This is a genomic window from Tenggerimyces flavus (assembly GCF_016907715.1).
Lineage (GTDB): Bacteria > Actinomycetota > Actinomycetes > Propionibacteriales > Actinopolymorphaceae > Tenggerimyces > Tenggerimyces flavus.
Genome location: NZ_JAFBCM010000001.1, coordinates 1,337,747 through 1,351,801 on the forward strand (window position 1 = coordinate 1,337,747; position 14,055 = coordinate 1,351,801).

The 14,055-nt window shown below is 69.5% G+C and carries 12 protein-coding genes; 9 read left to right on the forward strand and 3 right to left on the reverse strand.

Going from position 1 to position 14,055, the window contains the following annotated elements:
• Window positions 1-4 precede the first annotated feature (4 nt).
• Together JOD67_RS06270 and JOD67_RS06275 are read left to right on the forward strand one after the other, a co-directional pair.
• A complete protein-coding gene (locus JOD67_RS06270) occupies window positions 5-622 on the forward strand; it encodes a hypothetical protein (RefSeq protein WP_205116162.1) in 618 nt (205 codons plus the stop codon).
• 38 nt (window positions 623-660) lie between these two features.
• Complete coding sequence (locus JOD67_RS06275) at window positions 661-1,896, forward strand: hypothetical protein (RefSeq protein ID WP_205116164.1); 1,236 nt, start codon at window positions 661-663, stop codon at window positions 1,894-1,896.
• Between the two features lie 142 nt (window positions 1,897-2,038).
• Here JOD67_RS06275 and JOD67_RS06280 read toward each other — a convergent pair whose 3' ends face one another.
• On the reverse strand, window positions 2,039-4,135 hold the full coding sequence (locus JOD67_RS06280; protein WP_205116167.1) for a calcium-binding protein: 2,097 nt from the start codon (window positions 4,133-4,135) through the stop codon (window positions 2,039-2,041).
• A gap of 176 nt (window positions 4,136-4,311) precedes the next feature.
• Here JOD67_RS06280 and JOD67_RS06285 point away from each other — a divergent pair, with 176 nt between their 5' ends.
• From JOD67_RS06285 to JOD67_RS06295, 3 genes are read left to right on the forward strand one after another with little or no spacing between them, the layout of a single operon-like run.
• Window positions 4,312-5,637 carry a substrate-binding domain-containing protein gene (locus tag JOD67_RS06285; protein ID WP_205116169.1) on the forward strand — a complete coding sequence of 442 codons (1,326 nt, stop codon included), beginning with the start codon at window positions 4,312-4,314 and terminating at the stop codon, window positions 5,635-5,637.
• A gap of 10 nt (window positions 5,638-5,647) precedes the next feature.
• The gene (locus tag JOD67_RS06290) at window positions 5,648-6,580 is read left to right on the forward strand and encodes a carbohydrate ABC transporter permease (RefSeq protein WP_205116170.1); all 933 of its coding nucleotides are present in this window, start codon (window positions 5,648-5,650) and stop codon (window positions 6,578-6,580) included.
• Window positions 6,580-7,443: a carbohydrate ABC transporter permease gene (locus tag JOD67_RS06295; RefSeq protein ID WP_205116172.1), complete on the forward strand. Its 864-nt coding sequence runs from the start codon at window positions 6,580-6,582 to the stop codon at window positions 7,441-7,443. Before JOD67_RS06290 ends, JOD67_RS06295 begins: the two co-directional genes overlap by 1 nt.
• On the opposite strand, the gene JOD67_RS06300 is transcribed toward JOD67_RS06295, so the two are convergent.
• Window positions 7,440-8,903 (reverse strand): FGGY-family carbohydrate kinase, encoded by a 1,464-nt coding sequence (locus JOD67_RS06300; protein ID WP_205116173.1) that lies wholly within the window; start codon window positions 8,901-8,903, stop codon window positions 7,440-7,442. The two genes, JOD67_RS06295 and JOD67_RS06300, sit on opposite strands and share 4 nt — an antisense overlap.
• A 9-nt stretch (window positions 8,904-8,912) precedes the next feature.
• Complete coding sequence (locus tag JOD67_RS06305) at window positions 8,913-9,863, reverse strand: 1-phosphofructokinase family hexose kinase (RefSeq protein ID WP_205116174.1); 951 nt, start codon at window positions 9,861-9,863, stop codon at window positions 8,913-8,915.
• A 42-nt stretch (window positions 9,864-9,905) separates the two neighbouring features.
• Here JOD67_RS06305 and JOD67_RS06310 point away from each other — a divergent pair, with 42 nt between their 5' ends.
• From JOD67_RS06310 to JOD67_RS06325, 4 genes are all read left to right on the forward strand, one after another.
• The gene (locus JOD67_RS06310) at window positions 9,906-10,826 is read left to right on the forward strand and encodes a phosphotransferase family protein (protein WP_205116175.1); all 921 of its coding nucleotides are present in this window, start codon (window positions 9,906-9,908) and stop codon (window positions 10,824-10,826) included.
• A 71-nt stretch (window positions 10,827-10,897) separates the two neighbouring features.
• Complete coding sequence (locus JOD67_RS06315) at window positions 10,898-12,271, forward strand: hypothetical protein (RefSeq protein ID WP_205116176.1); 1,374 nt, start codon at window positions 10,898-10,900, stop codon at window positions 12,269-12,271.
• Between the two features lie 114 nt (window positions 12,272-12,385).
• Window positions 12,386-13,234, forward strand: coding sequence for an endonuclease/exonuclease/phosphatase family protein (locus tag JOD67_RS06320; RefSeq protein ID WP_307782295.1), 849 nt, complete (start codon window positions 12,386-12,388; stop codon window positions 13,232-13,234).
• 230 nt (window positions 13,235-13,464) lie between these two features.
• On the forward strand, window positions 13,465-14,013 hold the full coding sequence (locus tag JOD67_RS06325) for an AAA family ATPase (RefSeq protein ID WP_205116177.1): 549 nt from the start codon (window positions 13,465-13,467) through the stop codon (window positions 14,011-14,013).
• Window positions 14,014-14,055 lie beyond the last annotated feature (42 nt).

The window sequence follows — 14,055 nt, forward strand, 5'->3', positions numbered from 1 at the left end:
GAACATGGACTCCCGCGATGTGGTCGGCGTGACGCTGATCGCCGGTCTGGTGATCTTCATGATCGGTGCCGTGCGCTGGCGGCTCTCGTACGAACATCCGGACGAGACGTCGCTGCCGCTCATGCACACCGACAAGTGGCGTCGGGCCTGGATCCACATCTGGATGCTCGTTGCCGCGTTCGTCACGCCCGCTGGAGTCGCGGGCATCGCGACGCTTCCCGGGGCTGGCGCCTTCGCGGCGATGGCTGCCACGGTCTACGCGATCGGCTCGGCCGCGTGGGTCGTGTCGCTCGCGTTCCGGCTCACGATCGTGCCGTGGGCGGCGGAGCGGACCGCGACGACCGGCCAGATCCCGGAGACGTTCCCGCCGTTCGACGCCTGGGCGGAGTCGCTCTTCGTCATCCAGATGGCGGCGTCGTACGGTGCGTACGCCCTGCTCGGTGCCGCCGTGCTCGCCGGCGACCTCGCGCCGACCTGGGTGGGCTGGCTCGGCGTCGGCTGGGGCGTGATCTTCCTCGTCGGCTTCGCGCTGACCCGGTCCGCCGGCCCGTTCAGCCCGCCGTTCTGGGCGCACACCTATACAGGTCTCGTGGGCGTCGTGCTGTTGGCGACGGCCGGCTGATCCGGAATACTCGTCCGGACCAGTTACGGGGAGGGTTCATGGCAACGCGCCTGGGAACGGCCACGGTCGACATCACGCCCCTGAAGCCGGTCGAGTTGTCCGGTTTCGCCGGCCGGAGCGGCCCGTTCATGTCGGTCCGCGCGCCGCTCGAGGCGCAGGTCCTCGCGTTCGACTCGGTGGTCCTCGTCTGCGCCGACCTGCTCTGGTGGGGACCCGACCTGTACGAGACCGTGATCGCGCGGATCGAGCAGCGATACGACGTGCCGAGACAGAACCTCGTCCTGCACGCGTCGCACACGCACTGCGGACCGCAGCCGGGTGCGACGTTCTCGCCGCTCGTCGGCGACTTCGACACCGACTACCTCGCGTACCTCGCCGACGTCGTGGTCGACACCGTCGGCACGGCCCTGGCCAATCGCGAGCCGGTGAAGATCCAACGGGGCAAGGGCGAATGCCACTTCGGCATGAACAGACGGCTGCTGCACCCGGACGGCGGCGTCGGCGGACCGAACCCGGACGGGCCGAGGGACACCGAGGTCAACGTCCTGCGTTTCGTCAAGGAGGACGGCGAAGCGAAGGCCGTGCTCGTCCACTACACGTGCCATCCCGTGGTCTCCAACGAGAACAAGGTCGGCCCCGACTTTCCCGGTGCGATGCGCTCGCTGCTCCAGCCCGAGGTCGGGGACGCCGTGATCGGCTTCCTGCAGGGCTGCTGCGGCGACCAGGACCCCGCGTTCGACGGCGAGTTCCGGCGCGGCGGTGACGAGGAGATCGCCGACCTCGGCCGGCAGCTCGCGTTCGGTGCGCGGCAGGCCCTCGGCGACCTGGTGGACGTCGGCGAGGGCGAGGTCTCCGTACGGACGACGCTCACCGACCTGCCGCTCGACGCTCCCACGATCGCGGATCTTCAAGCACACAAGGACGACGAGGGCATCTGGGGCGACTGGAGCCGGCGGTTGCTCGCCGACCCCACCCGCGTGGTTTCCCAGCTGCCGATCCGTCTCACGCTGCTCACGCTCGCGGACGGCCTTGTCCTGTTGGGATTCGACGCCGAGGTGACGGTGTCGTACGGCCACCAGGTCAAGGCACTCGGCGCCATCCCCCTCCCGTACACGAACGGGATGATCGGCTACATCGTCACCGCCGAGGAGCTCGCGCAGGGCGGGTACGAGCCCGACAACTCCTACCTGTGGATCCTCCGCTCGGGCCGCTGGCGGCCCGAGGTCGAACCCACGCTCCGGAAGGCGATCGACGACATCCTCCGGAAGAGCTAGCGTCGTTTCGTCCGCGGTGGGTTCGACCGGTCCGGCCCGCCCTGGGGCCAATGATCATGTAAACATGATCAGCGGCCCCTTTACGCCGGGTAGACACCAGGTAGAGGGGCCACTGGCCGTGTAAGGCGACCAACCCCGAGGGCTAGCGGCAGTCGTCGGAGACGATGTCGCCAGGCCCTTCGACGAACCAGTCGCCGATGCCGGCGCACTGGTACGTGTCCGCGCCGCCCCGACCGTCGAGCTCGTCGAAGCCAGGTCCACCAGACAGCAGGTCGTCGCCGTCGCCGCCGACCAGGTCGTCCCGCCCGGGGCCGCCGTCCACCCGGAGGTCGAACGCGCCGCGGATCCCGTTGCTGGCAACGAACTTGTCGTTGCCGTCGAGGAGCTTGACGCTGACCAGCTCGAGCCCGCTGAGGCTCGCCTGCGTGCCAGATCCCGCATCCCGCAAGGAGATCTGCCCACCTCGGACGAGACCGAGCGTGACATCGTCGGGCAGGTACGAGGTCTGCGCCGCCAGCTGGTCGTCGCCAGTGCCGCCGTCCACCACGTCCGCGTCGTCGTCGACGTCCCAGTAGACGAAGTCGTCGCCGGCCCCGCCACGCAGGTTGTCGTTGCCACGCTGACCGTAGAGCTCGTCTGCGCCGTCGCCGCCGTCGAGCACGTCGGCGCCGCGCCCGCCGCCCAGCAGGTCGTCGCCCGGCCCTCCGTCCACCTCGAGCGGGATCGAGGAGCCGCCCTCCTGGTCGACGCTCGTCGTCACCTGGTCGTTGCCCTCCAGCAGCGACAGGCGGACGCGTTCGAAGTCGGGGATCGTGATCCTGGCCCCGTCCTCGGCGCGACGCACCGACTCCGGCAGGTTGCCCGGCGTGGCCACGGTGTAGGTGTCGACCACGTCGGAGCCGGTCACCGTCAACATGTCGTTGCCGGCGCCTCCGTCCGCGTTGTCGGTCTCGAAGCCCACTGCCCAGCTGACGGAGTCGTCGCCGCCGCGGGCCCAGATCTGGTCGGTGCCGCGGTTGCCGGAGATGGTGTCGTTGCCCGCTCCCGTCGCGAGGTTGTCCGAGCCAGACCCGCCGTCGACCGTGAGCGGCAGTGCCAGGTCGGGCGTGGCCACCAGGTCGTCGTTGCCGCCGCCCAGCTCGAACGTGCCGGACTCGACTCCCGCGAGGTGGTGGCTGAACGGCGCGTCATGGTCGGTGACGGCGACCGTTCCCGGCGACGTGCCGTTCTTGAGCGAGACTCCGTCGCGCTGCGACCCTCCGGCGAAGGAGTACCGGTCCGTGCCCGGGCCGCCGTCGACGAGGATGCTCGTTCCCGTCTCCCCGACACCGGTGAGATAGGTCGCCTGGAACGTGTCGTCGCCGAGGCCGCCACTCACCTCGAGGTCGCCGGTGAACGCGGAGAACTCGTCGTTCCCCGACCCACCGCGCAGCCGGTCCTGGCCAGGTCCGCCGGTGAGGAGGTCGTTGTTGGGGCTGCCGGAGATCAGGTCGTTGCCTGGGCCGCCATCGAAGTCGAAGACGATCGAGGTCGCGTCCTTCGGGGCGGCCAGCGTGTCGTCGCCGCCTCCACCGTGCAGGCGAACGCGTTCCACCCCGGCGATGTCCGTCGCGGCGATACGGCCGTTGTGCGTGAGGGTCGCGCGGTCCGGGCTCGTGCCGGCGAGGACCTTGATGTCCTCCGCGGGGTCGTGGCCGTCGACGATCAGCTTGTCGACCTCGGTGCCGCCGTCGACGGAGACCGTCTCCCCGCGCAGCGGAACGACGTACAGGTTGTCCTCGCCGGGTCCGCCCAGCAGCGTGTCGCGCTTGCCGTCGCCCGCGGCCGCGAGCTTGTCGCGTCCCGTTCCGCCTTCCAGGACGTCGGCTCCACGGCCGCCGTTCAGGTCGTCGTTCCCGGCACCGCCGCGGGCGTGCACGTCCACCTGCACGTCGGTCAGCAGGAGCCGGTCGGTGCCGCCCTCCAGGCTGATGTCGATGTCGTCGAACAGGCTGGTGGGGAAGTTCCCCTCCAGGACGCCGTCCGCGCCCATGTCGAGCGTGACCCGACTGGGGGTGGTGGTCTGACGAAGCAGCATCAGGTCGTGGGCGTTGGTCGCGCCGATGTAGAGGGTGCGGTCGGCGATCAGGGTCTGAACGGGCGTTCCGGCCGCCGCCGCGGGGGCGGCGCCTAGCGCGGCTATCGAAAAGGCGAGCGCGGCCACCGTGGGCACGGCTCGCCAGAGGTTGCGTTTGGGCATGCTTCCACTTGTAGCCGCGGCGCTCCGCCCCGGGCATGGGCGACCGCTACCCATCTCTGCCCAGCCGCTACCTAGTCGTAGCGCCGAGAAATCGATGACCGGTCCCGTCCACTTGCCTTGACGCACCCGGCCAGGGGCAGCAGGGTACCAACCAAATTTCAACGTTGGAGGTCTGGATGAGCGTCTCCGCTGGGGGAGCCCTCAGCCGGCGCCGACTCCTCGCGGGTGGGATCGCTACTTCGGCGGCGCTGCTGCTTGCGGGCTGCGGTGGTTCGGTGTTCGCCGGGAGCAACCGCGTCCGCTACTGGAACCTCTTCGGTGGCGGTGACGGCGTCCGCATGGTCGAGATGCAGGACGCGTACCGCAAGGAGAATCCGGACGTCGACCTCGAGGCGGTTACGCTCGCCTGGGGCGCTCCGTACTACACCAAGCTCGCGATGGCGAGTGCCGGTGGCCGCGCGCCGAATGTCAGCGTGCTGCACCTGAGCCGGCTCGCCGGGTTCGCGCCCGGCCGGCTGCTCGACCCGTTCGACCTCGACCTGCTGGCCGAGTTCGACGTTCGGCCCGAGGACTTTCCGCAAGGTCTGTGGGAGCGAGCGACGCTCGACGGCCAGACGTACGCGCTGCCGCTCGACACCCACGCGCTCGTCCTGTACGTCAACCGCCCACTCGGCAAGCAGATCGGCTTCCTCGACGACCAGGACCAGCTCGTCGACGTGGCCAGCCCCGAGGATTTCTACGCCGTTCTGGACGAGCTCAACAAGGCGACCGGCGAGGTCGGACTCGGTACGGGCAGCGACCCCGCCACCTGGTGGCGCTACTTCTGGACGTTCTATCGCCAGCTGGGCGGCGAAATCGAGCTCCCGGTCGGCGAGCGCGTGATCTTCGACCGCGACAAGTTCACCCAGGCCATCGAGTTCTGGCTCGGGATCCTCGACAAGAAGCGCGGGTCGGCGTCGGCCGACATGGGCGCCTCGATCGGCACGTTCGTCGAGGGCAAGATGGGCATGATCCTCAACGGGAACTGGGAACTCCCGACGATGCTCACCGCCCAGGAGGAGACCGGCAAGCCCGACTTCACCATGGTCCAGGTGCCGGCCTTGTTCGGCGGTGAGGCACTCGGTTGGGCGGACTCGCACTCGATCGTTCTCCCGCACCAGAACAGCCGCGACCAGGAGCAGGACCGCCTGTCGTACGGGTTCATCGCCAGTCTGTTGAAGAACGGCCTGATCTGGGCCGGCGGCGGGCACGTTCCGGCGTACCAGCCCGTCGCGACCGGGCAGGACTACCTGAACCTCAAGCCGCAGGCCAACTACCGGCAGGCCGCCGAAGTCGCGCAGCTCGACCCCGTGGCCTGGTTCACCGGCGCTGGCTCGGACTTCCAGAACCAGATCGGCCAGGCGCTCGACGCGGTGTTCAACCGGACGATCTCGCCCGACCAGGGCATCAACCAGTTCGAGGCGGCGATGAACAAGCTTCTCAACACCCCGAGCCCGGTCTGAGGTGAACGACATGTCGACGCAAACCGCCTCGCGGCCCGGGTCCCGCCGCGCCGACCGCAGCCCGACGAGCGAGCGCGCGTTCCGCGTGCCGACGGGCTTGTGGTTCGTATTGCCGTTTCTCGTTCTGTACATAGCGTTTCTCGTCGTCCCGGTCTTCCTCGGGCTCGGGATCAGCTTCTTCGACCAGAGCCTGACCGGCGGCGCGGCAGAGTTCATCGGCTGGGCCAACTACGCCGAGCTCTTCTCCGACGCCGCGGTCTGGTCGAGCCTGTGGAACACGGCGAAGTTCACGTTGTGGAGTACGCCGCCTCTCGTCGTTCTCGCGCTGGTGATGGCGCTGCTGACGAGCCGAAAGATGCCCGCCCGCTGGCTGTTCCGGCTCGCGTACTTCATGCCGACGCTGATCCCCGTCACAGTCGTCTCGACCGTGTGGACCTGGATGTTCCGGACCGAGTCCGGCTTCCTCAACGGGATGTTCGAGGCCATCGGCCTCGACCCGGTCGACTGGCTCGGCGAGCCACGGACGGCGATGATCTCGGTCATCATCCTCACGACCTGGTGGACGGTCGGGTTCAACTACCTCCTCTATCTCGCAGCCCTGCAAGGGATTCCGCCGGAGCTGTACGAGGCGTCGGCGATCGACGGGGCGAACGCGTGGCAGCAGTTCACCCGCATCACGTTGCCGCTGCTCGGACGTACGACCTCGCTGATCATCGTGCTGCAGCTGATCGCGAGCCTGAAAGTGTTCGACCAGATCTACCTGCTCACCGGCGGCGGGCCGAACTTCTCCACGCGGCCGGTGCTCGAGTACGTGTACGACGTCGGCTTCACGAACTTCCGGCTCGGCTACTCCTCGGCGATCTCCTACGTGTTCTTCCTGCTGATCCTGGTGTTCGCGATCATCCAGGTGCGGCTGTTCTCGAAGAAGGATGAGGCCCGCTGATGGCTACCAACGTCGCGGATCGGCGGCAGGTCCAGCTGTTCACGCCGGCGATCGGCCGGGTCTGTCTGTGGCTCGCCGCGGCGATCATCGCGGTCGCCTGGCTGCTGCCGATGCTGTGGGCGCTCGACACGTCGCTCAAGCCGGAGTCGGAGACGCTGATCTATCCGCCGGAGTGGCTGCCGAGCCGCGTGACCGGCGAGGCGTACGTCTCGGTGCTGTCGGCGGGCGAGATCATCAAGTGGTTCGTGAACTCGACGATCGTGTCGGTCGCGGTCACGTTGCTGACGATCCTGACGTCGGCCTGGGCGGCGTACGCGTTCGCGCGGCTGCCGTTCCGCGGGCGTTCTTTGCTGTACGCGTTGACGATCGCCGGGATCATGGTGCCGGGGAACGTGCTCGTCGTGCCGCTGTTCCAGGAGATGCTGGCGCTGAAGATGGTCGACACGTACTGGGGCATCATCCTGCCCCAGGTGGCGGCGCCGGTGATGGTGTACATCCTGAAGAAGTTCTTCGAAGCGCTGCCGCGCGAGCTCGAGGACGCGGCGCTGGTCGATGGCGCGAACAGGTGGCGCATCTTCTGGCAGATCGTGCTGCCCCTGTCGCGCCCGATCCTCGCGGCGGTGGCGATCTTCGTGTTCATCGGCGCGTGGAACAACTTCTTCTGGCCGTTCCTCGTGACGTCCGACCCGAACCTGATGACGTTGCCGGTGGGCTTGGCGAACGTGCAGACCTCGTACGGCCTCCGGTACGCCCAGATCATGGCAGCGGCCGTCATCGCCGCCCTGCCGCTGATCATCGTCTTCCTGTTCTTCCAACGCCAAATCATCCGCGGCGTCACCACCGCCGGCCTGGGCGGCAACTAACCGAGGCGGTCCCACACCGGGCCGAGCGCTTCGATCGCGGCCCGGTACGTGGCGTACGCCTCGTCCAACACCTCGCCGCGCTCGGGTGACGGGTCGTAGCGGCGAGACACCCGGGCCAGGTTCCAGTCGTCGAGCGCGCCGACACCCACGCCCGCGAGCAGCGCGGCCCCGCGGGCGCCGGCCTCGTCGGTGTCGGTCACCTCGACCGGCGCGCGCAACGCGTCCGCGAAGAGCTGCGACCACACGTCCGACCGCGCCACGCCGCCGCCGAGGCGGACGGCCGGGCCGACGTCGAAGCCCTCCCGCAGCGCCTCCACGTGGTACCGGTGGTTGAACACCACGCCCTCGAACAACCCGCGCAGCAGCTGAGCCCGGCCGTGCCAGCCGCGCGCGCCGAGGAACGTTCCCGACGCCGCGTCGCCGTGCGGCGACCCGTACAGGAACGGCAGGTACACGACCTCCGACCGCCCGCCCAGCGCCGACGCGACCTCGGCTGCCGCGGTCGCGTACGCCGACGGCCCCGTGAGACCGAGTAGCGAGAGGAACCACTCGACGTTCGTCGCCGACGCCGGCGACGTGCCCATGTTCAGCCACTGGCCGGGCCGCACGAAGCTCCGCGCCTGCCACCGCGCGTCCACGCTGACCGACGAGCTCACGACCTGGTTGATGCTGAACGTTCCCGCGATCACCGACAGCTGCCCCGGCGCCGCGGCGCCCAACCCGACCGCCGCCGCGTCCACGTCGTGGGCCCCGACCACCACCGGCGTCCCCGCGCGAAGCCCGGTCGCGGCGGCAGCCTCGTCCGTCACAACCCCCGCGACGTCGGAGCTCGCCGCCAATGTCGGAAGGCGATCCTCCAACCCCGTAAGGCCGAACATCTTCAACGCCTCGAAGGAGTACGCCTGCGCCCGCACATCGGTGAACGAGGCGCTCGCGTCGGTCACGTCCGTCGCCACCGACCCGGTGAGCCGCAACCGCAACCAGTCCTTGCAGAACAGCAGCCACCGCGCCCGTTCCAGTACCGCAGGCTCTTCCCGCTGCAGCCACGCCAACAACGGCGCCGGGGAGCCCGCGAACGGCACCGTTCCCGTCAACGTCAACGCGCGATCCCACGTCCCGTCGGCCCGCCACTCCGCCAGCAGCGCGTGCGCCCGCGTGTCCATCGCCGTGATCGCCGGCCGGAACGCACGCAACGAAGCATCCACCGGGTACAGCCCGTCCCCGTGCCCCGCGATCCCCACCGCGAGGACGTCGGCAGCGGAAAACCCCACCAGGCAAGCCTGAACGGCCGCACCGAGCGCCGCCCACACCTCGTCCATGTCGCGCTCGACCCACCGCGACCGCGGACTCCGGGTGGCGACCTGTGCCGTGCCAATCCCGACTTGACGCCCGGCAAGATCGAACAGCACGGCCTTCGTCACGGTCTGCCCAGCATCGACTCCCAGCAGCAGCTCAGCCATCGAGCGACCCTACGACGCCGACGGATGCTGCAGGGCGCGCTGGTGGTCGACGGCCGTCGAGACGCGGACTGCTCTGCGGTCGGCATCGGTGACGGCCTGCGCGAGGCTGCCGGGCGCGCGGACCGCCGCCGAGCCGTACGCCACGGCCTCGCGCAGCGCCGCCGTGCTGGACCGTTCCGCCGCGGCGAGGTACCCGGCGAGGAGGTTGTCGCCGGCGCCGATCGTGTTGCGCGGCCGGCCCACCGGAGCCTCGGCGTGCAGCGCGCTCTCGGCGGTCACGAGCAGGGCGCCGTCTGGGCCGAGGCTGACGAGCACGCTGGTGTTGTCCTGGCGGAGCTCGCTTGCTGCCGCGACCGCGTCGCCGAAGGTACGGATCGGCTTGTCGACGACGTCGGCGAGCTCGTCCACGTTCGGCTTGAGCAGGTCCGGCCCGGTCGCCGCGCCGAGCCGCAGCGCGAGGCCGCTGGTGTCGAGCGCGTACTTCGCGCCGGCCTCGTGCACGCGTTCGGCGAGCTCGGCGTAGAAGCCAGGCTCGACGCCCTGCGGGAGGCTTCCCGACGCGACGACCCAGGACGCGTCGTCGACCAGTCCGACGACCGTGAGCATGAGGTCGGCGACCTCCTCGCGGGAGAGCAACGGCCCACGCTCGTTGATCTTCGTGGCGCTACCGGACGTACGGACGAGGGAGATGTTGACGCGCACGGGGCTCGCGATCGGCACGGGAACGAACGGGACGCGCTCTGCCTTCAGCAGGCTCGCGAGCTGGTCGCCCTCGCTGCCGCCGAGGGGGAGGACAGCCGTGGAGGCGATGCCGTTGGTGATGAGCGCGCGGGTGACGTTCACGCCCTTGCCGCTCGGCTCGACGTGGCTGTCGAGCGCGCGGTTCACGCCGCCCTCGCGGAACTCGTCGACGACGAGGGTGCGGTCGACACTCGGGTTCGGCGTGACGGTGACGATCACGCTTCACGTTAACAGTTTGCGCTTGTCCCTAGCGTGGGCCGTGTGGAGCTTGTGGAGCTGACGCCATCGCACCATCGTGCCGCCCAGGCTGCGGAAGCGTTCATCGGAGCCGATCCGGTCGCTGTGCATGCACCCTTGACGTTCGGCCCGACGGTCGTGGTGCGGTTGGAGTTCGCGAATGGCCTCGACGCGTATGTCAAGGCCGGGGCCGAGCAGGATGTGCACCGCGAGGCGGCAGTCATTGCCCGCGCTCGGGCGGCGGGTGTTCCGGCGCCGGAGGTGCTTGGGATCGGCACCGACGCCGACCTCCCCGGCGGCCGCTGGCTGCTCACCCGCGCCGCTTCCGGAGTGCGGCTCAACGAGCTGGGGCTCGAGTCGGCGACGATCGACCGTACGTTGGACGACCTCGTCGACCTCTACGCGCGGCTGCACCGCGTGGCGCTGCCCGGCTTCGGCCCGCTGCACGCCGACGCCAGCGGCGGGACGCTGCCGTCGTGGTCGCGGTGGCAGCGAGAGACGATCGAGAAAGCCCTTGCCCAGTTGGGTGAAGTGCCGTTCGACGCGCTTGGAATGTGTACGGCGTTCGCTCCCGATCTCGACCGCGCGCCGGGCGTCCTGCTGCACGCCGACCTCGGCGACGGCGAGACGTTCGTCGACCCTTCGACCGGTGCGGTCACGGCCGTCGTGGACTGGGGTGCGGCGCTGGTCGGCGACCCGCTGTACGACCTCGTGCGCTTCGTCGGCGGTGGACCGGCCGAGGACGAGCGGCCGGGGCTGGTGCACCCGCGGCTGCACGCGCGCTACCTCGCCCGCATCGGCCTCTCGCCCGCGTCGGCGGAGCGGATGCTGACGTTCTACCGCTTCCACATCTGCGTCGTCGAAGCCGCCTGGGGCGAGGACATCGGCTGGCGACCGGCTCATCTCGCCTGGGCCGAACGGTTGTTCGATCGCCTCTGTGGATAACGGCCTTCCGCCCCTTTCGCACCCCTAGGATTCATGGCAGTACGGACGATTCCTGCCAACGGGGTGAGACGATGCGATTTCGGGCGATGCTGGCCAGCGCGGCGCTGGTGTGCGCTGGACTGGGCGGTGCGCTGGCCCAGCCGGCGGCGGCCGCCGATCCAACGCCCTTGCCGTGGATCGGCACGTCGGGCACCGGGCCGGATCGCGAGCTGATCGACACCTCCACCCAGCAGAGGTTCGTTCCGCGCGGCACCAACTACGTCCGGCTCGCGAAGCTGCGTGACGACGAGGCGTGGTGGCACTCCACGTTCGAGCCCGGCCGGTACGACGCCGCCCGCGCTGACCGGGCCCTCCGCGCGATGCGGCGCGACGGGTACAACGTGGTGCGCGTCTTCCTCGACCCCGGCAACGAGCAGCACCGCCTGCTCGGCGAGCCGCACGGGCTTGGGCTAGGCCCGGACGACACCTCGAGGGGCACGCCGGCGTACCTCGACAACGTCGCCGACTTCGTCCGCAAGGCGGCCACGCACCGGATCTACGTGCTGCCGATCCTCGACTACTACCCGCAGAATGCGCACTACTGGGGCGTCCGCGGCCACTACGACGCGATCAAGCTCAACATCTCCGGTGAGAACGCGCTGTGGATGGTCGAGGGTGAGATCCGCGCCAAGCAGGAGTTCTTCACCAACTTCGTCGCCGACCTGCGGCGACGCGTCGGGCCGCGGCTGATGAGCGCGTTCCTCGCCCTGCAGGCGCAGAACGAGGCCTTCTACACCGGCGACGCCCGCCCGTTCTCCGCCAAGTCCGGCACGGTGACACCCGCGAACGGGGTCACGTACGACCTGGCCGTGGACGCGGACCGGCAGCAGGCCGCCGACGCGAGCGCGGTGGAGTTCGCGCGCCGGATCGCCGCCACCGTGCGGAAGAGCGCGGAGCCAAGGCTGATGGTCACCATCGGCATGTTCACCTACCAGGCCGTGGGCAAGGCGGGGCCGAACGGGTTCCAGCAGTTCTGCTCGCGCGAGCCCGGCGGCGGGGTGCCGTGTCGGGAGAACGTCGACTACCGCTACCCGTTCCGCCTGTCGTCCCTTGCCCAGTGGGCGAATCTGCCGTTCCTCGACCTGCACCTCTATCCGGTCCCGGCCCAGTTCTCCCTCGACGACAACCTGCGGTCGTCGGAGTGGGCACAGGTCACCGGGCCGGTGATCGTGGGGGAGTACGGAGCGTTCCGCGAGGCGTTCGGCAACGACGTCGTGCGGGCGGCGTACGGCATGCGGGACCTGCAGGTGGACACCTGCCGGCGTGGGTTCGACGGCTGGCTGTTCTGGACCTACGACACCGAGGAGTCGGCCGACCAGCAGCGGCTGTTCCGCCTCACCGAGCAGAAGGGAGCGATCAACGGCCAGCTCGCGCCTGTCGCCCGGCCCAACGCATGTGCGCGGTAGCTTCACAGCGTGTTCACCTGGTCGCCGATTTCGGTCGGGTGTGCAAGCAGCTGGGCCAGTTAGGGTGAGGCCCGACCGTACGGGGACCTCGCCACGACCTGAAGGAGCTATGCCGTGCTGCGATCTCTTCGGCCGACGCGCTGGGTCGGCGTGTTCCTCGTCCTGCTCGCCGTCATGGTGACGGCTCCGCTCGGTGCCCCGGCGAACGCCGCCGACGGCAACCCGCGGCCGCTGCGCATCGCGACGTACAACATCCACCACGGCGCCGGCCCCGACGACGTGCTGGACCTCGAGCACGTCGCCCGCGTGCTCGACTCGTTCAACTCCGACATCATCGGGCTGCAGGAGGTCGACAAGCACTGGAGCTCGCGCTCGGGCAACGTCGACCAGCCGGCCTGGCTGGCGGAGCGGCTGAACATGCACGTCGTGTACGCCCCCAACCTCGACCTGCCGCCGGTCAATCCGGGCGAGCCGAACCGCCAGTACGGCACCGCGGTGCTGTCGCGCTACCCGATCACCTGGTCCAGGAACACCCTGCTGCCGAAGTTCCCCGCCGGTGAGCAGCGCGGCCTGCTCGAGACCGTGATCAACGTGCGCGGCCAGTCGATCCGGTTCGCGACCACGCACCTGCAGCACAACAACAACCTCGAGCGGCAGGAGCAGGCGACCAAGATCGTCGAGCTGCTCGGCGAGGTGCCCGAGCCGACGATCCTGGTCGGCGACCTGAACGCGGTCTCGGGAACGCCGGAGATCACCACGATCAAGAACGTGCTGGTCGACAGCTGGGACAAGGTCGGCGAGGGCCCCGGCTACACGATCCCGGTCGTGAACCCCACCAGCCGCATCGACTACATCCTCGGCACCGCCGACGTCCGCTTCCGCCGCGCGGCAGTCCCCTCGACGGACGCCTCCGACCACCTCCCCCTCACCGCCGACCTCACCGTCAACGCCAACCGCCGCTGACGCGAGCCCGGCTCTCTCGCCCCGGGATGGCGATGTCGCGAGTGATCCGAGCGGGATGGCACTCCGTGGGGGAGGCGTCGTGGTCGCCTTACGCGGCCAGTGGCCGCTCTACCTGGCGCCCACCCCACGTAATGGGGCTAATGATCATGTATACATGATCATTAGCCCCAGGGCGGGCCGGACCGGTCGAACCCACCGCCGGACGAAAGAACGACACTAGGCTGCGAGGCATGGAGCAGCCGAAGGTCGTTCTCGTCACCGGGATCATGGCGTCCGGCAAGTCGACCGTCGCCCAGCTGTTGGCCGAGCGGCTGCCACGTTCCGCCCACGTCCGCGGGGACGCGTTCCGGCGCATGATCGTCAACGGTGGCGTGGACATCGTGCCGGAGGGCGGCGACGCGATGGACGAGGAGCTGAGCCTCCGCTACCGCATCGCGGCGCAGGTGGCCGACGAGTACGTACGCGCCGGGTTCACCGCGGTCGTCCAGGACGTCGTCCTCGGCGCGAGCGTCCAGGAGTTCGTCGACCTCACCACAAGCCGACCCGTCGCCGTCGTCGTGCTCACCCCGCGGCCCGAGGTCGTCGCGCGACGCGAGGACGAGCGGCCGAAGAGCGGGTACGTCGACTGGACCGTGAAGGAGCTCGACGACTACCTGCGCGCCGAAACGCCGAGGATCGGGCTCTGGTTGGACACATCGGACCAAACCCCCGACCAGACCGTCGACGAGATTCTTGCCCGGATGTCCGAGGCGATCGCGGACGCGCAAGGTCGACCGTGAGGCTGCTCTGCCGCAGACGAGGTCTAGCGGCAACACTCGCTG

What these genes read in the sequence shown, in the direction of transcription:
- JOD67_RS06270 (WP_205116162.1), top strand. Translation starts at nt 5, where the DNA reads ATGGACTCCCGCGATGTGGTCGGCGTGACGCTGATCGCCGGTCTGGTG.
- JOD67_RS06275 (WP_205116164.1), top strand. Translation starts at nt 661, where the DNA reads ATGGCAACGCGCCTGGGAACGGCCACGGTCGACATCACGCCCCTGAAG.
- JOD67_RS06280 (WP_205116167.1), bottom strand. Translation starts at nt 4,135, where the DNA reads ATGCCCAAACGCAACCTCTGGCGAGCCGTGCCCACGGTGGCCGCGCTC.
- JOD67_RS06285 (WP_205116169.1), top strand. Translation starts at nt 4,312, where the DNA reads ATGAGCGTCTCCGCTGGGGGAGCCCTCAGCCGGCGCCGACTCCTCGCG.
- JOD67_RS06290 (WP_205116170.1), top strand. Translation starts at nt 5,648, where the DNA reads ATGTCGACGCAAACCGCCTCGCGGCCCGGGTCCCGCCGCGCCGACCGC.
- JOD67_RS06295 (WP_205116172.1), top strand. Translation starts at nt 6,580, where the DNA reads ATGGCTACCAACGTCGCGGATCGGCGGCAGGTCCAGCTGTTCACGCCG.
- JOD67_RS06300 (WP_205116173.1), bottom strand. Translation starts at nt 8,903, where the DNA reads ATGGCTGAGCTGCTGCTGGGAGTCGATGCTGGGCAGACCGTGACGAAG.
- JOD67_RS06315 (WP_205116176.1), top strand. Translation starts at nt 10,898, where the DNA reads ATGCGATTTCGGGCGATGCTGGCCAGCGCGGCGCTGGTGTGCGCTGGA.
- JOD67_RS06325 (WP_205116177.1), top strand. Translation starts at nt 13,465, where the DNA reads ATGGAGCAGCCGAAGGTCGTTCTCGTCACCGGGATCATGGCGTCCGGC.